The 20,271-nt window shown below is 34.4% G+C and carries 17 protein-coding genes; 14 read left to right on the top strand and 3 right to left on the bottom strand.

The genetic code is table 11. The annotated features are described in order from the left end of the window. The first annotated feature begins 244 nt into the window (after window positions 1-244). A complete protein-coding gene (locus JOC86_RS01935; RefSeq protein ID WP_205168089.1) occupies window positions 245-682 on the top strand; it encodes a Dps family protein in 438 nt (145 codons plus the stop codon). A 156-nt stretch (window positions 683-838) separates the two neighbouring features. On the opposite strand, the gene JOC86_RS01940 is transcribed toward JOC86_RS01935, so the two are convergent. Beyond that, window positions 839-2,473, bottom strand: coding sequence for an N-acetylmuramoyl-L-alanine amidase (locus JOC86_RS01940; protein ID WP_205168090.1), 1,635 nt, complete (start codon window positions 2,471-2,473; stop codon window positions 839-841). A gap of 178 nt (window positions 2,474-2,651) precedes the next feature. Here JOC86_RS01940 and JOC86_RS01945 point away from each other — a divergent pair, with 178 nt between their 5' ends. The 9 genes from JOC86_RS01945 (at window position 2,652) to JOC86_RS01985 (ending at window position 13,708) form a co-directional block, all read left to right on the top strand. After that, window positions 2,652-4,766 carry a GDYXXLXY domain-containing protein gene (locus JOC86_RS01945; RefSeq protein ID WP_205168091.1) on the top strand — a complete coding sequence of 705 codons (2,115 nt, stop codon included), beginning with the start codon at window positions 2,652-2,654 and terminating at the stop codon, window positions 4,764-4,766. 294 nt (window positions 4,767-5,060) lie between these two features. Then, the gene (locus JOC86_RS01950) at window positions 5,061-7,211 is read left to right on the top strand and encodes a DNA topoisomerase III (protein WP_205168092.1); all 2,151 of its coding nucleotides are present in this window, start codon (window positions 5,061-5,063) and stop codon (window positions 7,209-7,211) included. A 151-nt stretch (window positions 7,212-7,362) separates the two neighbouring features. After that, on the top strand, window positions 7,363-8,568 hold the full coding sequence (locus JOC86_RS01955; protein WP_205168093.1) for an ABC transporter permease: 1,206 nt from the start codon (window positions 7,363-7,365) through the stop codon (window positions 8,566-8,568). 180 nt (window positions 8,569-8,748) lie between these two features. After that, window positions 8,749-9,411, top strand: coding sequence for a type 1 glutamine amidotransferase domain-containing protein (locus JOC86_RS01960; protein ID WP_205168094.1), 663 nt, complete (start codon window positions 8,749-8,751; stop codon window positions 9,409-9,411). Window positions 9,412-9,575: 164 nt separating this feature from the next. Beyond that, window positions 9,576-9,902, top strand: coding sequence for a CidA/LrgA family protein (locus tag JOC86_RS01965; protein WP_205168095.1), 327 nt, complete (start codon window positions 9,576-9,578; stop codon window positions 9,900-9,902). A 4-nt stretch (window positions 9,903-9,906) separates the two neighbouring features. After that, window positions 9,907-10,551, top strand: a complete 645-nt coding sequence (locus JOC86_RS01970) for an LrgB family protein (RefSeq protein ID WP_205168096.1) — start codon at window positions 9,907-9,909, stop codon at window positions 10,549-10,551. A gap of 165 nt (window positions 10,552-10,716) precedes the next feature. After that, a complete protein-coding gene (map, locus tag JOC86_RS01975; RefSeq protein WP_205168097.1) occupies window positions 10,717-11,460 on the top strand; it encodes a type I methionyl aminopeptidase in 744 nt (247 codons plus the stop codon). A 372-nt stretch (window positions 11,461-11,832) separates the two neighbouring features. After that, entirely contained in the window at window positions 11,833-12,600 is a 768-nt protein-coding gene (locus tag JOC86_RS01980) for a 3D domain-containing protein (RefSeq protein WP_205168098.1), read from the top strand. A gap of 535 nt (window positions 12,601-13,135) precedes the next feature. Next, window positions 13,136-13,708: a 3D domain-containing protein gene (locus JOC86_RS01985; protein ID WP_338021699.1), complete on the top strand. Its 573-nt coding sequence runs from the start codon at window positions 13,136-13,138 to the stop codon at window positions 13,706-13,708. Window positions 13,709-14,031: 323 nt separating this feature from the next. Here the strand turns inward: JOC86_RS01985 and JOC86_RS01990 are convergent, their stop codons facing one another. Beyond that, on the bottom strand, window positions 14,032-14,508 hold the full coding sequence (locus JOC86_RS01990) for a GNAT family N-acetyltransferase (protein WP_205168099.1): 477 nt from the start codon (window positions 14,506-14,508) through the stop codon (window positions 14,032-14,034). Between the two features lie 320 nt (window positions 14,509-14,828). Between JOC86_RS01990 and JOC86_RS01995 the strand changes: the two genes are divergently transcribed. The 3 genes from JOC86_RS01995 to JOC86_RS02005 all read left to right on the top strand — a co-directional run bounded on the left by JOC86_RS01995 (window position 14,829) and on the right by JOC86_RS02005 (window position 17,369). Continuing rightward, window positions 14,829-16,361, top strand: a complete 1,533-nt coding sequence (locus JOC86_RS01995) for a glycine betaine uptake BCCT transporter (RefSeq protein ID WP_205168100.1) — start codon at window positions 14,829-14,831, stop codon at window positions 16,359-16,361. A gap of 123 nt (window positions 16,362-16,484) precedes the next feature. After that, on the top strand, window positions 16,485-16,589 hold the full coding sequence (locus tag JOC86_RS02000) for a YjcZ family sporulation protein (protein ID WP_205168101.1): 105 nt from the start codon (window positions 16,485-16,487) through the stop codon (window positions 16,587-16,589). A 150-nt stretch (window positions 16,590-16,739) separates the two neighbouring features. Beyond that, complete coding sequence (locus JOC86_RS02005) at window positions 16,740-17,369, top strand: lytic transglycosylase domain-containing protein (RefSeq protein ID WP_205168102.1); 630 nt, start codon at window positions 16,740-16,742, stop codon at window positions 17,367-17,369. Window positions 17,370-17,533: 164 nt separating this feature from the next. Here JOC86_RS02005 and JOC86_RS02010 read toward each other — a convergent pair whose 3' ends face one another. Beyond that, on the bottom strand, window positions 17,534-17,773 hold the full coding sequence (locus JOC86_RS02010) for a GlsB/YeaQ/YmgE family stress response membrane protein (RefSeq protein WP_205168103.1): 240 nt from the start codon (window positions 17,771-17,773) through the stop codon (window positions 17,534-17,536). A gap of 163 nt (window positions 17,774-17,936) precedes the next feature. Between JOC86_RS02010 and JOC86_RS02015 the strand changes: the two genes are divergently transcribed. After that, window positions 17,937-20,177, top strand: a complete 2,241-nt coding sequence (locus JOC86_RS02015; RefSeq protein ID WP_205168104.1) for an AAA domain-containing protein — start codon at window positions 17,937-17,939, stop codon at window positions 20,175-20,177. Window positions 20,178-20,271: the final 94 nt, after the last annotated feature.

Raw genomic sequence — 20,271 nt, forward strand, 5'->3', positions numbered from 1 at the left:
TAATAGGTAGGAGGGACGAAATAACTGGCCATATTAATCATTCTCAGCCAGAAACAAAAGAATGGATAATCTCTTTGTCTTTGTGTATTCTTTATAAATTCTCTCGTTTAGTGTATGAAAAACGGATGGTTGGAAATCATTAATGAAGTAAATGCAAAAAGTTAAATTATAATATTTATTATTTGATAATAATTATAAATAAGTATATAATAAGCTTGTACAACGATAAAAGGAGAGATAGCAAATGAATCAACAATTAGTAGTAGCACTCAACAAACAACTTGCAAACTGGAATGTTCTTTACACAAAGCTTCACAATTATCACTGGTATGTAACAGGCCCTGAATTTTTTACTCTACATGAAAAGTTTGAAGAGTATTATAACGAAGCAGGAAAATATATTGATGAAATTGCTGAAAGAATTCTCACTATTAAAGGAAAACCGATCGCTTCATTAAAGGAATATCTTGAAACGGCTTCTATTGAAGAATCCAATGGGAAAGAAACCGCTAAAGAGATGGTGGACCACTTAGCAAAAGATTTTCAGCACGTTGTGAATGATTCCAAGAAAATAATTGAAGCAGCGGAAGATTCACAGGATCAACCAACTGCAGATTTATTTATCGGAATTAAAACATCACTTGAACAACATATCTGGATGTTAAATGCATTTAATTCATAATGGGTTACAACAAAACGAAAAAAGCGTTGACTGTTTAGGTCAGCGCTTTTTTCGTTTGTGGTACTAGAAGATAAGAACTGATCAGGATATCCATTACAAAACAAAATCAAAAGAGATCATCCCCTTTACTTAGAGACCGGGAAAAATCCTTATTTTTTATTTTATTTCATTTTTTCGCTTCTGAAGAAGCTGCTTCTGTTTATCTAATTCATTGATTGCATCGTTTATATTTTTTTCATAAATACCTAAAATAAGTTGTCCATACCTGTCACCGGGTACAGCCCACTTTCCATTTAATGACTCCCAAGTTGGAGCAGAGCCTCGTGTGACAAGTGAAAACCTAGGATCGACTAATTCCTCATTTTCAGGAAGAGGCTTTGTGGTAGCATATGCATATAAATGTTGTATATGTGCTAAAACACCTTCTCTAGGTGTTTTAAAACTCGCCCCAGGGTTTCCAGGACCAGTTGCCCCTATACCTGCATAATTATTTTGTTCAGGCTTAACAATTCCTGTGAAACGAAAATAATTTGTTTCATGAACGGCTTGTGAATAAGCGATATCCCCATTAATACCGTATTTAGAACCAATTTCAACATATAACTGCCCAAGCTGTGGAGCGGTTTGATTGACTGTTTTTACATATTGATCTAACTGTTTACCTCTTAAAACACTTGAGCCTTCGATTGGATAACCTTCAGGTGCTGGTGGAGGGGAATCATCCTCGCCATTGACTACAATTACAAACGCCCCTGCAATTCCTAGCCTTTTGAGCTTAGCTATTTGCAGGTCAGCATGTTCTTTTTTCTCAAATGCGCCTGCTTGTACTCGGTAAAAGCGTTCATTATTTAATATCACTGGTACAATAAAAGAATCAATGTTTTTATTTTTCAAAAATGCAACACGGTTTTCAGCGTTTTCCGTTTCTTTAAATGACCCCGCAATGACCTTATACAGTGTTTGTATAGGAGGAGTCTCATTGTCCCCTTTTTCTGTTATGATGAACGCTCCTTCAATACCAATACTGCTCAATTTAGTAACTTGCTGTTCAGCATTTTCTCTTTCTTTGAAGGCTCCTGCTTGGACACGGTAATAACGTTCATTATTTACGATTACTGGATCAATAAAGGATTCAATATTATGACTCTTTAGAAAGGATACGCGGGTTTCAGCGTTTTCTATTTCTCTGAATGACCCTGCAATTACCCTATAAAGTGTACCATTAGCAGGAGGACTTTCCTTTTTTGGTAGCTTTAATGCTTTGGCTACTCCTTCACCAGTGGAAATTACTACGTCGTTAACAAATTGAGAATTCCGCATCAGTCGTAAATCATTATCATTGTCAATAAATAAAACCTCTAGTAACAATGCTGGCATACTTGATTCCCTTAGTACATGAAAGTTAGCTCTTTTTTTACCACGGTTCGCAACACCATATTTGGACGAAATTCTTGATATAATATTGTCATGAATCGTATTCTGATATTGAACAGTCTGGTTACTGATATTTCCATTGTAGATATAGCTCTCGAATCCTGTTCCTCCACCTGCATTATGGTGGATGGAAAGAAAGAAGTCGACATTCCTAGAATTAGCTAGGTTTGTTCTAGCTTCAAGACTTACCGTTTCATTTGTTGTTCTCGACATAATAACATTCACTTGATAGTTTTGTAGTAGGTAATTTCGTAATTTTAATGAAATGTCTAAGTTAAAATCTTTTTCATTAAAACCTTTATATTGGGCACCAGGATCGCTACCTCCATGTCCTGGGTCTATTAATATAGTCGTCATGATAAATATCACCTCCATTCTATTTATATGTTAATTAAATAGAAAAAGCTTGGACTAATATGAACTTTGATAGGAAAATTGTTTAATATAAGGATTTCTAAATGAATAGGGTATTGAAAGCAGACAAAAATGAATAAAATAGGTACGATCCCAATTCAAGGAGACGGAGGAGGACAACATGAATGTAAGAGTCGTTCAATTAAGTTATTTATTTGGAGTCAGTATGTTGTTAGCAAGTGTATTATATTTTTTCGCTTCAAACTGGCAGGGCTTAGAACGGTTAACGAAAGTCGGGCTTAGTGCGGTTATTATTCTATTTTTTTATGGACTAAGTTATATATTGGCAAAAGCAATAAAAAATCAGTCATTCCTATCCCACTGGATGTTTATTGCAGCCGGAATATCATTCGGGCTTTCAGTCGCACTCATTGGACAGCTATATAATTCACATGCAGATAGTTATTTGTTATTTCTTATTTGGCTCATCCCCATGATCATTTTAAGTTTTTATACCCATTACCAGCCATTTTATATTCTAAGCTATATCTTAGCTCACTTATGCATCTATTTTTATCTTTTTCCATCGAGTTATTTTATTGATTGGTCTGAAAATCAATTATTATTGGTCCTAATTGGAGTTATTGTTATCAATTCATTCTTATTTTTAATGATAAATAAAAGAGTATTTTCGTCTAAGATTCTCTATTTTGTATCATTTTCATTGATACAAATGATCATGATTTATATTTGTATTTCACACCATTTCCCAACATATGGGGGATACATCAATGTGTTCTACATCCTATCAATCGCACTTGGGTTTTATTATTACATTAAAAAGAGTGAAGATAAGATTTTCATTACATTACTTAGTATTGCGGCCGCATTTTATTTGATTACAAAGGCATTTGAGTATATGGGATTGTATTTCGGTGAGCTTTTCTTTCTGATTTTAATAGCTATTGCGTTATTTCTAATTTGTGGAAGCATTATTTTATTAAAATTTTTAAATACTTCAAAATCAAACGTAGTATTTAAAACCATTGTGATTTCATCTGTGACATTTGTCGCTTCCGTCTTTTTCATTATTTCAATATTCGGTTTAGTTAGTTTAATGACGCAGGATTTCTCAATGATATTATTGTTTTTCTTAGCCCTTATCGTTTTTATCATCCCGAGTTCAATCTTCAAGTGGCCAGAAACCATTAGATATACATTATTAACTACTGGATATTCAATCGCTTTTATATCCAGTGTTTTTCATGAAGATATTTATTTGAAAATAATTCTATTTATGATCCTACTCGGAAGCCTCTTTATAGTACAATCAAAGGGTTTAAATGTCATTCAGTATCTGCTATTAAATGCCATCAGTTATTTTTTATTGACAGAATGGTTTACAGAAGGTCATTATGTTGTTCTGGTTTTACTTATAATCAATTTGTTGAGTTATTTAATAGTTAAAACACCGTTACGATACACAGCCTATATCATAATGCTTGGTTATTTTATTACATTAACTGTCTTACCTGAACTTAGTACATTTTTCTATTTTGTTTACAATACTAGCTTTTTTATGCTAATTACAGCAGTTTGCTTTTGGCTTAAAACAAAACGAGTCATGTTCGAATGGTATGTCTCTATTAGCTTTTGGTTTTTATTTATTGCCTACAAGTATTATGACCTTGCTTGGAAACTTATTCACAAGTCTGTTTTATTTTTTGTCTTGGGTCTCTTGTTTTTAATTTGTGCAATCTATTTTGAGAAGAAATATCGTGTAGGTTATAAGGGTACTAATTTTTTGTTTGCAAAATGGAAGGGGATACTTTTGGTTATTCTCCTACAAGTTGGATTAATCGGTTATCAGGTATACGGAAATGAAACCCTCTTAAGAGAGGGAAAATTAGTGAAATTAGAATTATCACCTGTTGATCCACGCTCACTCCTTCAAGGAGATTATGTATCACTTAGCTATGAAATTTCAAATCTTTCAGAGATAGTGAAGCAAGATTTAAAAAAACATAAAATCCAGGTTGTTCTAAGGGAGAATAATGAAGGAATCCATGATTATGGAGGTTATTTCAAACTAAACGGCGAGTGGAATCAAAGGTATTATTCAGAACCTGGAGATATCGTTATAAATGGGGTATTGAATGGTTCGGGCTCAATCATTTATGGAATTGAGAGTTATTTTGTCCAAGAAGGAACAGGGATTGATGTTCAAAACAATATCAATTATGCAAATATAAAAGTGGGTAGAAATGGAAACGCAATATTAATTGGTGTAGAATAAAATGGAAGGATGGAACCACTGTATTAGGAATTAAAAACTAAAAAGTGGTTCCTATTCTTTATCCTTACTGAATAATAATGTGATTCTACTTGACAGTTCCCCCCGTATGGTCTAGATTAATCCTACTCCTAGTTGGCTTTTAGTCATTCTTCAAAATTTTGGACTTTGTTTCCCTTTCCTTCTCATCAAAGCCTTTATAAGTTTAGATGACGAAAATTTATGATGCGCTTTTACATTTTCACCTTTAGATATTAGAATTTGATTATATGAAAAATTTGCTTAGGAGATTACTAGATGAAAGTTATAATAGCTGAAAAACCAGATCAAGGTGCCGCTCTTGCGAAGCCTTTTTCATCTGTAAAGAAACAAGGTTACATTGAAATTCAAGCAAATGAATTTTTTCCAAATGGTGCTTTAATTACTTGGGCGGTAGGTCATTTACTACAGCTTCAAGCACCTGAAAAGTATGAATCACAATGGAAAAAGTGGTCTTTAGATTACTTGCCTATTATTCCCGAGAGATTTCAATATGAAATTACTGCAGGTAAAAGAAAACAGTATCTAATAGTGGCAAATTTACTAAAGAAAGCTGAAGTAGATGAGATTATCCATGCAGGGGATGCCGGTAGGGAAGGTGAGCTCATTATTCGCAATATTATTCAAATGTCAGGAGTCCGTAAACCAATGAAACGGCTTTGGATTTCTTCATTGACTCCAAATGCAATTAAAGACGGTTTCAGAAATCTATTAGAAGACAATCAAACAAGAAGTCTATATTATGAAGCATATTCACGAGCATGCGCTGATTGGATTGTCGGGATGAATGCATCGAGAGTCTATACATTATTGCTCAACAAACATGGAATGTCTGATATTTTCTCCGCTGGTAGAGTACAAACTCCAACATTAGCATTGATTGTAAGAAGAGATAAAGAAATTGATGCCTTTAAAAGCGAACCTTTTTGGGAAGTTATAGCAACCTTTAACCATGAAGGTAAAACATTTCAAGGGAAATGGGAGGGCGAAAAAGGGAGCCGGATAAAAGAAGAGGATTTAGCGAAGAAAATTGCCAAGTTCTGCGAGGGAAAACCCTCAAAAATTGAATCCATCGATTCAGAACGAAAAGAATACCAACCACCAATGCTTTTTAATTTATCAAGTATTCAATCAACGGCTAATAATATGTATAAGTTTCCACCGAAGAAAACATTAGACGTATTGCAAAAGCTATATCAGAAAGGCATCGTTTCTTACCCAAGATCAGATTCACAGCATGTTACATCGGAAGAAGCTAGAGCGTTTCCTGATATATTATCCAAAATTGAAAAATTACCAAAATATAAAGAGTTATTTCCACTTCCTAAAGATACAATTATTCATAATAAACGTTTTGTAAATGAAAAGAAGGTAACGGATCATTATGCAATCATTCCAACTGAACAGATAAAAGACCCTGATAAATTATCTGATGATGAAAGGAAAATATATGACTTAATTCTAAAAAGATTAATTTCCGCTCATTATGACTCTTCGATCATAAATACAACAACTATTACCACCTTAGTCGATGAAAGAGCTAAATTCCTTTCTAAAGGATCTCAAGTGGTTCAAGAGGGCTTTCGAAAGGTCATTCCAATAAAACAAAAGGATCATGAAATTAAGTTACCCAATATAGAAAAAGGGAGTTCAGGAAAAGTTGCAAAAATTGACTTAAAAGAAGGGAAAACCCAGCCTCCTAAAAGATATACAGAGGGACAGCTCATTACACTGATGAAAACAGCTGGAAAATACATTGAAAACGAACAACTTGAGCAAGTTCTTATGAGAACAGAAGGGTTGGGTACAGAAGCAACACGTGCTGGAATTATTACCATGTTAAAAGACCGGAAATATATTGAGGTTAAGAAGAATATTGTTTATCCAACAGATAAAGGGAAGGTTCTCATTGACGCGATCGGAGAAAAAGTACTCGCGTCGCCAGAAATGACGGCAAAATGGGAACAACGATTAAAAGAAATTGGGGAAGAAAAAGCATCTGCTCCTGAATTTATGGCACAAGTAAAAAAGTTGTGTACGAAAATCATTGAAGACGCCGTGAATACATCACATTCCTGGAATTTTAGTAAATATGATACTTCTACTATTCAGAAAAAATCGAAATCTAAAGGCAGGACAGGTTCAATTGGAAATTGTCCGATATGTAATGGAAAGGTAGTAGATAAAGGGAAATTTTATGGGTGTCATCAATACAATAAAACAAAGTGCCCTTTCACTATCTCTAAAAAAATCCTCTCAAAGAGTATCACTCAGAAAAATATTAAACTCTTATTAAAAGAAGGGAAAACAGAAATGATTGATGGTTTTTCTAAAGGGGAGAAAAAATTTAGTGCTGCCCTTGCTTGGGACAAAGCAGAACGGAAGGTCAATTTTGTTTTTGAAAGTTGAAGTTATTAATGTCCTTAATAATTTGAGACTTTTTTTGTAGATGTATCCATTTGCAGAGAAAGGCTGGAATCATTAATTTATAAACAATTGATATATATAAGGTTAAATTTATAAATATTGAGGGAGAAGGGCAAAGTTTAAAGCCCAGTTCATGGAGGATAGAATTGTAATGGATTTAAATACCCTTTGGAATAGAAGATTTCAATCCTATATTAAAATCCGAGTACACTATTTTTCCTATATGGTAAATGGTGGTCTGCTGATAGGATTATTAATTCTCCTTGTAACAGGAATATACTATTACATTGGCTGGTTAAAGAATTTACCGGAAACATTCCCAACAAATCTATTAACTTCATTCGTATTGAGTGGATTTATTGCATGTGTTCAAATTAGATTATTCATTAAGAGAGCAGACACATTATATTTATTACCTTTAGAGCGGGCGTTAGAAAAATCTTATTTTAAAAAAGGACGTATTTTTTCCTTCATTCGTTCTTTCGCTTTATTATTAATCGGAGTTATTATAGTACTCCCGTTATATAGTCAAAACCATGAAATGACGATTCTTTCAAATATTCTCTTGATCATTGGATTGTCGATTGTTTTAGGCTTAAATGTATCCTATTCCTATGTTCTTAGAAGAAAACATTCGGGATTCTTCACTTGGTTGTTAATGTTTGTTCATAGTTTTGTATACAGTTTTATATTTGTTTCAAGTGAAATGAAATATTTAATCATTGGATTATTATTATCTATTTCTCTCCAGCTATATTCAATGAGGATTTATCAAACTACTGCTTTTCCATGGGAGGCTTTTCTTAAATCACAATCTAGGGCAGATTTAATTTTTTATTCGATAGCTAACCAATTTCTTGATGTAAAAGAGTATCAAAAAAGAGTAAAAAGAAGAGCGTATTTAAATGCAGTCCTTGCCTTATTTAGTAATGAGGCCACACTTTATTATTTAATAAGAACATTTATTCGTAAAGGAGATTCATTTGGACTTTTCTTAAGACTAACAATCATTGGTGTCATTGTTATTAGTTTTGCCTCCTTGAATGAAATATGGTTATTTTTATTCGTAGGTTTCATTCAATTTATTACTGGGTTCCAATTAATTAAATATTTTTATGAAGCTATAAGCCAAATCCCTTTTCATTTTCTTCCTGTTTCAAGTAAGTATAAACAAAAAGCTGTTGGAAAACTGCTTAGCCTTTTATTATTTATTCAATTCGGTTGTTTTTCTATCTCTCTAATGCTATTTGGGGAAAACATCAATCCACTAGCTTATATCTTGACTTTATTCACAAGTGTCACGCTTACGGTCCTTTTTATCCATAGAAAAACCATATAAGCCAATCAAGCACAAGGAAGCAAAACTTGCGACCAGTGCTTTTTTTATCGACAAATTCTGGGCCGTGCCTGGTACCAGTCAAAATTTGTCGTAATTTGTTTTTTAAAGGATACTAAGAAGTTTAGTTGAGGTTGAATTCGGATATACAGTTACGAGAATAAGATTTGGAGGTCGTTATCGATGAAGAAGGTTCTTATGGTTTTAACGAACACGGATCATATTACTGATGAGCAAGACACTGGTTTATGGTTGTCTGAATTTGCTGAACCGTATGTCGAATTTAAAAAGAATGGATTTATTGTAGACGTAGCCAGTATTAATGGAGGAAGCATTCCAATTGACCCCAGCAGTGTGGGGGAGGAAGAGCAGCCAGATACATGGAAGGAAGCTATTAATGAACTCAATACCACTCTAGTACTCTCTCAACTCAATATCCAAGAGTATAGTGGAATTTTCCTTCCTGGGGGTCATGGAACAATGTTTGATTTCCCAGACAATGCCACACTAAACAATACGTTAGTTCATTTTGCGGAAAATAATAAGATAATTGGTGCTGTATGTCACGGTCCTGCTGGTTTTGTGGATGTAAAGCTTTCCACTGGAAAATGGATCGTAGACGGAAAGAGGGTAACAGGGTTTACTAATGAGGAAGAACAACAAACTAACCTAGATTCTCTCATGCCATTCTTGCTTGAATCTAAACTTCGTGAACAGGGGGCATATTTTGAAAAATTAGCAGCATTTTCAGATCATGTAGTGGTTGACGAGAATTTTGTTACCGGACAAAACCCTCGATCAAGTCAATCAACGGCAGAAGCATTTGTGAAAGAATTAAACAGATAAAAAACCAACTCCCCTTCATCTGATTTGTCGGTTAAGGGGAGTTTTATTCGACAAAAATACAGGGCGCGCCACGCACCTGATGTGGTATGCTTTATGATATGAAATATTTATATTGGTTTTTTCAGTTATTGTTGTTGTGTTTACTTTACGAGGTGGGAAATGGGTTGGTAGCGCTATTGGATTTACCGATCCCAGGCAACATTATTGGAATGCTGCTTTTATTTATTCTGCTAGTAACCGGTGTTGTAAAATTAGAATGGATTTTCGATGTGTCTAATTTTCTTTTAACACATTTAGCCTTTTTCTTTGTCCCGTTTGCTGTTGGGGTAATGACGTTTGGCGAATTATTTTTACAAAGTGGTTGGACGATTGTTTTACTTTTACTCATTAGTATTTTTATAGGAATGACTTTCACAGGTCTTACAGCACAACTTGTCATGAAGGGAAGAAAAAATAAAGATGACCGCGAATCATATCCTCACAATAATTAGTATAATGATAACAATCGCCTGTTACATGTTTTCAAGGAAGATTTCACTTCGTTTTACTCACCCGTTAACAACTCCTATCTTCACCTCAACGATTCTTATTATTTTTGCTTTTTTGCTTTTTAATATCTCTTACAAAGATTATTCAGTAGCCCATCAGCTTATTACATATTGGCTTGGTCCAGCTACGGTAGCATTAGCCTTACCGCTTTATCAGCATCGAAAAACACTACAAAAACATTTCATCCCTGTTCTGTTTGGGGGAGCTGCGGGAAGTATGGCATCTATTTTTTCTGCTATCTATTTGGCTAAAATTTTTCATCTAAGTAAAGAAATTGTCAATGCCTTAACCGTTAAGTCTGTAACCACACCAGTCGCTGTTGAGGTAGGAAAGGTTATCGATGCTGATGCTACCATAATTGCTATTATGGTCATCTTAACGGGGATTTTTGGAGCAATGTTTGGGGGGATATTTCTTGCAATAGTCAAAGTTCAACACCCTGTTGCCAAAGGTTTATCATTTGGAGTAATTGCTCATGGGATCGGTACTGCTCAAGCTATCAAGGAAGGGCAAATAGAGGGGGCGGTTAGTGGTGTGGCAATGGCCTTAAGCGCCATTATAACTGCAATGATCATACCTCTTTTTTATTAAACTTGAATTGTACTAGAAGAAAATTACGATCTATTTGTTTAATAAATCATAAGACTTAAAACATTTCAATTCACTCACATAATTTAAAGAAGACCTATATTTCTTTAAATAAGGAAACATATCTTGTATAGTATAGAAAGAATACAAATAGAGAAGGAAGATAAGATGATTGTAAAAACAGAACAGGAATTAACAGCGTTAAAAGAAATTGGAGAAATTGTTGCACGAATCCGTGACGAACTAAAAGAGATGACCAAACCAGGAATCACGACTAAGGAGCTTGATGAGCACGCAGGAAAGTTATTTGAAGAAAAAGGGGCATTATCCGCACCTAAAGGAGAATATGACTTTCCCGGGTTCACTTGTATTAGTGTGAATGAAGAGGTAGCCCACGGAATCCCTGGAGAACGTGTGATACAAGAGGGCGATCTAGTGAATATTGATGTCTCGGGTTCAAAAAATGGATATTACTCAGATACGGGTATATCATTTGTTGTAGGTAAAGGAGATAAAACGCTATATACACTTTGCGAAGTAGCACAAAAAGCTTTTGATGCAGGACTCAAAAAAGCAAGAGCCGGCTCTAAGAAAAATGGGATTAGTAAAGCTGTACAAAGAGAAGCACAAAAAAATGGCTTTACGGTTATTAAAAACTTAACTGGACACGGAGTAGGATCCTCACTACACGAGGCTCCTGATCATATTCTTAACTACTTTGATCCATGGGATAATGCACTCCTCAAAGATGGTATGGTGATTGCATTCGAACCCTTTATCTCAACAAAATCAGAATATATCGTTCAAAAAGATGATGGATGGACCTACATCACTGAAGATAAAAGCTTTGTCGCCCAAGTAGAACACACCATCGTCATAACAAAAGGAGAACCCATCATATTAACACTTTAACGCATTGAGGGACGGTTCTCGAGTACGGTAATTCGTTAAAGCACAAAACGATTCTTATATCAAAAAAAGAGATGCGGCTAAAAAGCTGCATTTCTTTTTGATTTGATAAATAATTATAAAGCTTATTTAACTGAATCAATCATTCAATTTCGGTACTATTACTTTAGGAAAGAAGTTGCCAATTTCGATTGAACTAATTTTATACTGGTAATATCACTTATAAATAAGTAGCGTAAATAAAATTACAACCAAATTTTCTTGTGAAATATAAATGTATTCACTTCATTACTTTCTCGTAATTGTAATGATATACTCCTGTGTTAGCATGTACCATGTTAGCAAAATTAAAGCTGACAAAAAGGAGGATGAATAATGAAGAAATCATTCATTACACTAGCAACAGCAACAACACTAACTATTACAATGGGGGCTAGTGCATCAGCTCAACAGTATGAGGTACAAAAAGGGGATACGCTTTCCGGAATTTCTCAGGAATACGGAACTAGCGTAGAGAATCTAATGAAATGGAATAACTTATCTAACCATACAATTTATCCAGATCAAGAATTAACTGTATCTTCTAAAGAATTTTATACTGTTAAAAAAGGAGATACACTTTGGGGCATTTCTTCACAATATGGAATAACAGTTGATTCATTAAAATCATGGAATGCACTACATACAGATCTAATTCATCCAGGAGATGAACTTGTCATCAACTTGGATCAAAAGAAAGCACAGCCAATGAAAGTTGAGAAGCAATCTGTTCCTACTCAATCGACAGAGGAAGCTGCACCAGCTGCAACAACTACAGCTGCAAAGGAAACACCTAAAGAAGAAACTACTGTAGCTAAAGAAATTACTGTTGAGGCTACTGCCTATACGGCAAATTGTGATGGATGTTCAGGAACGACAGCAACAGGTGTAAATCTAAAAGAAAACCCTGATCAAAAGGTTATTGCAGTTGATCCGAACGTCATTCCATTAGGTTCAAAAGTGTATGTAGAAGGCTATGGATATGCAACAGCTGAAGATACCGGTGGAGCTATCCAAGGAAATAAAATCGATGTATTTATTCCATCAAAAGATCAAGCAATGGATTGGGGAAGACGTACTGTAAATGTACAAATTATTAAATAAAATAGATTAATAGATAAAAAGAGTTCGCGGAAAAATGCGAACTCTTTTTATCTATTCTTATGAACTATTTCGTTTAAATATTTACAAGCAAACATTGACAGTATCGTTTCTAATGATTACTTACGAAATGATAAAGCTCAAATTCAAGGGATATCTCTTAGTCCCACATATTCAGTTTATGAATTTCTAAAAAAATACCATAATTCGGAATTTATATTATGTTGTTCCAACTGTGGTGCTTGAACTACTATATCCGTCAATATAGAAAATTTTTTAAAGGTAACCCCTATAGATTGAACTTTTGGTTCCTGGCACTGATTTTAGAACAACACTACTACCTGAAAAAACTTTTTGAATATTTTTTATTATAGCTTTTTTAACGCGATTCCATTATGTGTGAATAGTCACCTATATTACATGACTGTAATGTAATTGTTACTTTCTATACAAGGATTTGTTATTGAATTGATATGCGACTATGTTACTATCATCTCTGTTGGTTTTTAGTATAAGCCAATAAGGGAGGATTTTTAAAGTGAAAAAAGTATTATTTTCCATATTATTCTTCACATTATTAATCGGCACTTTTAATTATGAAATTCTTGCAAAATCAGATATAGAACAGAGTAATAAGAATATCGATAAGTTTCATAATGTTGAAAAAGGCGATATATTATGGGAAATCGCAAATAGATATCATGTGTCAATTGAAAGTGTTGCTGAAAGACAAGAACTAATCGAAGACGACACTTTTGTAAAAAATGATGAGACTAAAGATACAGCGTCTAATCAAAAATCAGAAGTAGATAAAGTCATAAAAGAAGTGAATGTTACTGCAACAGCCTATACAGCTTATTGCGAAGGATGTATTGGAATTACAAAGACGGGGGTGGACTTACGTGCTAATCCTGATGCTAAGGTCATTGCCGTTGACCCAGATATTATACCACTTGGCTCTAAAGTATATGTGGAAGGCTTTGGCTATGCTCGAGCAGAAGACACTGGTGGAGCGATTAAAGGAAATCGAATTGATATCTTTATTCCTACCGAAGAAAAAGCTTTAGAGTATGGTGTACGTGACATTAAAGTTCAAATTTTCGAAGAATAATCATCAAGGGTGGCCAAAATGGTCATCCTTTTTTTATATAGTAGAATAAACGAAAAGAATAGGGTCAATACATAGTTGCACCTGATTCATAAATAAAAGCATTCTATCCATTTATCAATGTGAAAGAAATGATTCTATTTTAAATTTTTATAGCATTTTTGCAAATGTTAACGTGAATACCCTCTATCAAAAATAAACGTTCTCTAACATAATAGGGGGAAAGGGCCTATTATCTCAAGAAAGAGGAATAATCCTGTAAAGACACTTTAGCTATTAATACCTAGAGTCCTGAAACAATCTAAATAAATGTACAAATATAATTTTCAAGAAAGAGTTTTCTCTAGTAATAATTCATCTCTTATAGGGATTCCATCTTCAGAAACGAATGGGATTTCGGGTTTAATTTTTCTAGCATTATTGACAGCAAAAGGAATAATGTCGATCATTCGATAACCTCGTTTCTGATAGAATGACAAGGCACGAATATTATCGTTAGTTGTTATTAATTTAATCGTTTTAATATTATTTGATTTGGCTTCTTCTTCTAAATGGTTTAAAAGCTTTGTACCAATTCCTATATTTTCAACGACTGCATCTAGTGAAATAATCTCCCAATAATCTTTATGTTTAAAATATGTAATGAGTCCTATAATTTCGTATTCCTCTAATGCTACAAAACCGGGTAAATCTATACAATTATATACGCCTGTTGAGAGAATCATTTCTGGGGAGCCCCAATTGTCTTCAAAAAACCTCTTTAATTTATCCATATTAACATTTTTCAAATCCGTGATGACCATTAAAATTTCTCCTATTAATTTATCAACTACATACCAGTCTATACCATAATACTATCCGTTTAAATCATTAAATTCAACGATTTAATATAGGTATGAATTTATGCTTACAAACAAACAATAATCTGGAAACTATAGAGCAAAAGTATAAACAAAATCCTTGCATCATAAAGAATATTTCTGTTACGGTAAAGAATGTTGGTTTAATAATGGAAAATTACGGGTACATTACATAAGTATATCATCTCGTAATATGTCCCCAACATACTCCACTTCCCATGTGCATTAAACCCAAAATCAAGAGAAATAGAAAGGAGAATTTCATGAAGAGGATTTCCAACGTTTTTTGGATTACAATTGCCATTGTTTTAGTCGCAGTTGTTTTTGGAGTCGCTGCTCCAAAAAGCTTCCAAGAAATCACTGCAAATATCCAATCCTTTATCACTTCGACATTCGGTTGGTATTATCTTATTTTAGTTACAGCAATTGTGATTTTCTGTTTATTTTTAATTATTAGCCCGATAGGAACAATTAGATTGGGAAAACCTGATGAAAAACCAGAGTATTCAACACTTACGTGGTTTGCCATGTTATTTAGTGCAGGGATGGGAATTGGATTAGTATTCTGGGGAGCTGCTGAGCCATTGTCACATTTTGGCGCACCGCCAATGGCTGAGGGAGGAACTAACGAAGCATTTAAAGAAGGTATGCGTTATACATTTTTTCATTGGGGAATTCATGCTTGGGGAATTTATGCAGTAGTTGCATTAGCACTTGCATACTTTAAGTTCCGTAAAGATGAGCCTGGATTAATTTCATCAACATTAAGACCGTTATTTGGCGATAAAGTGAATGGTCCGCTTGGAACGATTATTGATGTTTTAGCGGTATTTGCCACAGTAGTAGGAGTTGCAACAACATTAGGGTTTGGAGCTAAACAAATAAATGGTGGACTTACTTATTTATTTGGAATTCCGAATAACTTTACAATGTGGTTTATCATCATTGCTATCGTTACCGTACTTTTTATGATCTCAGCATGGTCTGGCTTAAGTAAAGGAATTAAATATCTAAGTAATGCTAATATGGTTTTAGCCGTCGCTTTACTAGTATTAGTGTTTATTGTTGGACCAACACTTCTTATTTTAAACATTTTTACTGACACTCTAGGTGCTTATATTCAAAACATTATACAAATGAGTTTTAGAATTGCACCTTTAAATGATGAACATCAATCGTGGATAAATGGATGGACGATTTTCTATTGGGCATGGTGGATTTCCTGGTCACCATTTGTCGGTATTTTCATTGCGCGCGTTTCTCGTGGACGTACGATACGGGAATTTTTATTTGGTGTTTTATTAATGCCTTCATTAGTAAGCTTTATTTGGTTTGCTACTTTCGGAACATCTGCCATCGATATACAGCAATCTGGTGTTTTTGATCTGTCCCAAATTAAACTTACAGAAGAGGTATTATTTGCGGTGTTCGATCAACTGCCATGGTCAGCTTTACTTTCTATCGTTGCTGTAATTCTTGTAAGTACATTCTTTATCACTTCAGCAGACTCTGCAACATTTGTACTTGGTATGCAGACAACCTATGGTTCATTAACCCCGCCAAATTCTGTTAAATTAACTTGGGGAATTGCACAGTCATCGGTTGCACTGATTTTACTCTATAGCGGTGGACTACAGGCATTACAAAATGCATTGATTGCTGCAGCCTTCCCATTTTCGTTTATCATGATCCTGATGATGCTATCGTTGTATCGATCATTAACGAAAGAGAAAAAAGAACTAGGTTTATACATCAAGCCGAAACCTCGTAAGAAAACGGAAAAAATTAACTCCTAATTTTTCAATAAAAGGAAACGTCTAGGACTTCTAGGCGTTTTTTTATTTTTGCAGGATTGGTTAGTCAATTTTCTTGTCTTAAACATACAGTATATCAGGCTTGCAAGATATGGAGGTGACATTATGGGCTATTATGGTTATGGATATGGAAGTGGGTATGGTGGCAGTTTTGTATTAATTATCGTATTATTTATACTTTTGATTATTGTTGGAGTTGCTTATTTATAGGCGATACACCAAAGAAATTAAACCGCGGGTCGTCTAACGCTGAAGGAGGTCTTCTATTTTAGGAAAACCTCTCTTTTTTTCATATCTCTTGCCATGCTATACTTATTCTTACTAAAATGGATTTGACATTTGTGAGAATAGGGGATAGTCATGCCGAATAAAAAGAAAAGGAAAAGTTATCAAAAGAAAGGATCACCTCTTAAAATATTATTCATACCTATTGTCATTTTAGGTCTTTATATGTTGTTATATAATGGCTTTACCTCATATCAACAGATTTCAGAAGATGGAAAAGAAGAAATCCCGCCAGAATATATTCCTATTTATAAAGCGGCTGAAAAAGAATATGGAGTTCCTTGGAACCTATTAGCAGCACATCATAGAGTTGAGACAAGATTTTCTCAAATGGATACAATGATTTCCCCAGTAGGAGCAGAGGGCCACCTGCAGTTTATGCCCTGTACTTTTGTAGGCTGGTCCCACCCTACATGCAGTGGTCTCGGCAAAGGTAATATATCGGAGGGTGAAAAAACAGATCCGGAAACAATTAAAAAATATGGCGGCTATGGAGTAGATGCCAATGGTGATGGAGTAGCAGATCCATGGGATATCGAAGATGCAGTATTTAGCGCTGCTTATTATTTGTCAATGAATGGAGCAGCAGATGGTGATATTGAACGTGCCGTTTTTGCTTATAACCATAGTGATGAATATGTTGAAGATGTATTATATTTTGCTGAAAAGTACCTGGAAGAGAAAGAAAAATCATCTTCTATGTAAAAAAGCTAACCCAATCCCAGTGTTCAAAACTATAATATTCATATAGAGAATCTTCCAAATAGCTTCCTATATGAATATTATAGTTTAGGACCCTTTCGAGGCAGTCACTTTTTTTATCACATAAAATTTTAACTCTCTACATTTCTATATTCATTCACTTTTCCTCACCCCCTCAAAAATAACCTTAAAATGAAGACAAAAATGATTGCACCGATCAGTGCTGGAATAATGGCCATACCAGCTATACTAGGACCAATTTCTCCAAAAATCATACCACCTATCCAAGCACCGATTATACCTGCAATGATATTACCAATCACATTACCAGGGACATTTTTTCCTAGTAATAGTCCAGCTAACCAGCCCATTACTCCTCCAACTATTAAATATAAAATAAACCCCATTGAATCTCCTCCTAAATTATATTTAAGTGTTTTATTCACCCTATTAGTAGATTTTAAACATGGTATGAAGCTTGTCATCATCTATCTGGAATCCTTCTCCTTTTACATGACCATGTATTCTTGTTATGATAGGAATTTATGAATCGGAGATGGGGGGACATACGTGGTTCAGAGCACTTTAAAAGATTGGAAAAAGGCTTTAAGTTTAGAAATTGGCGAAATGAAGCGTAAGCAAAATAGTGGTGTCCCTGTTGTTTCTGGCTTTTGTTTGTCTAAACGTGGGAATGGCTCAACTTATTGGTTACGGCTCTATTATCCTGTATCCTTCCCAGAAGGAGTATCAATTTTTTTAGAAATAAACAATCAAAGAATAGAAGGAAAGATTTTATCATCTGAGGGGATAGATTTAATTGTTGAATTACAAAGTAATATCGGGTCAAGTATAGGGAAATGTCTGATCTTTAATGAACCTTGGGAGCTTCTTGAACAACTGTTAAACCGATTAGAAGAGATTGAAAAAAGTTATCGAAAAAGAAAAACCATTAAGAAACTATTAAATCCAACCCGAGAAATGAATCACCCTAAACATAAAGTGAAAAATACTTTACATGAAGCTTATTTACGTTCTAAATATAATGAAGTTACTTATATTTGGGGACCACCTGGTACGGGGAAAACCTATACCCTTGCCAGAACAGCCGCTTATCATTACGGAGAAGGGAAGAAGGTGTTAATCCTTTCACATAGTAATGCTGCTGTTGATATTCTGCTACTTGAGATGAATTTATTTTTAAAAGAAAAAAAGAAGTGGAAAAGCGGGGAAATTGTCCGTTATGGGGCATCAACAAAAGATGAAATTAGAGAAGAACCTGACCTATTACTACAATTTATAATTGAAAAAGAAAATCCAAAATATCTAGAGAAAAGGGAAAAGTTAGAAAAAAATCGGAGAATTTTAAAAAAGAGAATACATAAAAATGTCGATCAAACGGATTCAATACGATTAACAAAAGTAGAGCTTAAACTCCAAAAAGTTCGTGAAAAACTAAAGAGGAAAGAAGCCGAATATATTCAGGATGCAAAAGTGATCGCAACCACTCTTTCGAAAGCTGCGATTGATCCTCTTATTTACGAAAATCAGTTTGATATAGTGATTATCGACGAAGCAAGCATGGCATATGTACCCCAAATCGGATTCGCCTCAACTTTGGCAAAGAATGCTATGATCTGTGGTGATTTTATGCAATTACCACCCATCGCAACTTCGCGACATCCTCTCGTTCAATATTGGTTAAAAGAAGACATTTTTCATCGATCCGGTGTCACCCAAAATATAAAACAAGGAATACTTCACCCACAATTAATGGTTCTTCCTCTCCAAAGAAGAATGCATCCAGATATTTCAAGGTTCACCAATCAATACATCTATCATAATCAAGTAGGAGATCATCCAAATGTTTTATCTTGGAGAGAACCGATATCGTACTCCGCTCCATTTGAAGGGAATGCTGCCGTGCTTTTTTCTACTGGATCCGCAAATTGGCTATGTTACAAAGAAAAAGGGTCTCGGTTTAACATCCTATCAAGCTTAATTTCATTACAGTTAATATTAATTAATCACTCCAAAGGGAACACTTCTATTGGTTATGCCACTCCATATCGTGCTCAATCACAATGGATGAATGATTTATTGCAAGTATTTCTAAAAGGTAATGAAACTTCAGCTCATGTCTATTGTTCAACCGTCCATAAGTTTCAAGGTTCGGAGAAAGACATCATTCTTTTTGATACGGTTGATAGTTTCCCTCAAGAAAGACCTGGAGCTCTCTATGTTAATCAAACAAGCGAGCGATTGATTAATGTTGCGATGACAAGAGCTAAAGGAAAATTTATTTGTGTTTCAGATCCTAAATACTTATCTAGGTATTTATCTTATCAGAAGCCCATAACGAAGCTGCTTCAATATTTAAAGAAAGAAGCAGTCTATGTAGAAGCTACCAATAAGCTAGACCTTTTTAAAACCTCCTATTCTCGTAGACTACGTTGGTATGAAAATAGTGATATAGCTAAGCTTAAGAAAGATTTACTAGCAAGTAAAAATAAAATTATATTGTCATTAGAAAGTATTGAGGATCTTCCAAGTAGTATATGGAATGTATTAAGAAAGCGGGAAGGAGAAGTGGAAATTATTATTATAGGGACTCAAGGAACAGGTCTTCCCTTGAAGAAATATACTCAGCAAAAGGAAAGATATCGAATCCCTTTTATAGGTTTAGATGACAAGGTGATATGGTGTGGTGATGGATTAAATAGAAATTCAAATTCGACTTTTCCTTTTTTAGCGAGGGTTTTTTCAAAAAAAATTTTCCAGCAATTTATTAATCTTTTACAGAATGCTGAATAAGTACTGGCTGATAATAGACCAAGAGGGAACTAGAACCTCACTATGTGTAAGCACCTGAGGTTTTAGTTCCTGATCCCCTTTTTGGGTCAACATT

The sequence above is a fragment of the Rossellomorea pakistanensis genome, from assembly GCF_016908495.1.
Classification (GTDB): Bacteria; Bacillota; Bacilli; order Bacillales; family Bacillaceae_B; genus Rossellomorea; species Rossellomorea pakistanensis.

Excerpts from the sequence above, each read along its gene's own strand:
- JOC86_RS01960 (WP_205168094.1), top strand. The coding sequence starts at position 8,749 with ATGAAGAAGGTTCTTATGGTTTTAACGAACACGGATCATATTACTGAT.
- JOC86_RS01935 (WP_205168089.1), top strand. The coding sequence starts at position 245 with ATGAATCAACAATTAGTAGTAGCACTCAACAAACAACTTGCAAACTGG.
- JOC86_RS02010 (WP_205168103.1), bottom strand. The coding sequence starts at position 17,773 with ATGGGGTTTATTTTATATTTAATAGTTGGAGGAGTAATGGGCTGGTTA.
- JOC86_RS01950 (WP_205168092.1), top strand. The coding sequence starts at position 5,061 with ATGAAAGTTATAATAGCTGAAAAACCAGATCAAGGTGCCGCTCTTGCG.
- JOC86_RS01940 (WP_205168090.1), bottom strand. The coding sequence starts at position 2,473 with ATGACGACTATATTAATAGACCCAGGACATGGAGGTAGCGATCCTGGT.
- JOC86_RS01970 (WP_205168096.1), top strand. The coding sequence starts at position 9,907 with ATGATAACAATCGCCTGTTACATGTTTTCAAGGAAGATTTCACTTCGT.
- JOC86_RS01955 (WP_205168093.1), top strand. The coding sequence starts at position 7,363 with ATGGAGGATAGAATTGTAATGGATTTAAATACCCTTTGGAATAGAAGA.
- map (WP_205168097.1), top strand. The coding sequence starts at position 10,717 with ATGATTGTAAAAACAGAACAGGAATTAACAGCGTTAAAAGAAATTGGA.
- JOC86_RS01995 (WP_205168100.1), top strand. The coding sequence starts at position 14,829 with ATGAAGAGGATTTCCAACGTTTTTTGGATTACAATTGCCATTGTTTTA.
- JOC86_RS01980 (WP_205168098.1), top strand. The coding sequence starts at position 11,833 with ATGAAGAAATCATTCATTACACTAGCAACAGCAACAACACTAACTATT.
- JOC86_RS01945 (WP_205168091.1), top strand. The coding sequence starts at position 2,652 with ATGAATGTAAGAGTCGTTCAATTAAGTTATTTATTTGGAGTCAGTATG.
- JOC86_RS02005 (WP_205168102.1), top strand. The coding sequence starts at position 16,740 with ATGCCGAATAAAAAGAAAAGGAAAAGTTATCAAAAGAAAGGATCACCT.
- JOC86_RS01990 (WP_205168099.1), bottom strand. The coding sequence starts at position 14,508 with ATGGTCATCACGGATTTGAAAAATGTTAATATGGATAAATTAAAGAGG.
- JOC86_RS02000 (WP_205168101.1), top strand. The coding sequence starts at position 16,485 with ATGGGCTATTATGGTTATGGATATGGAAGTGGGTATGGTGGCAGTTTT.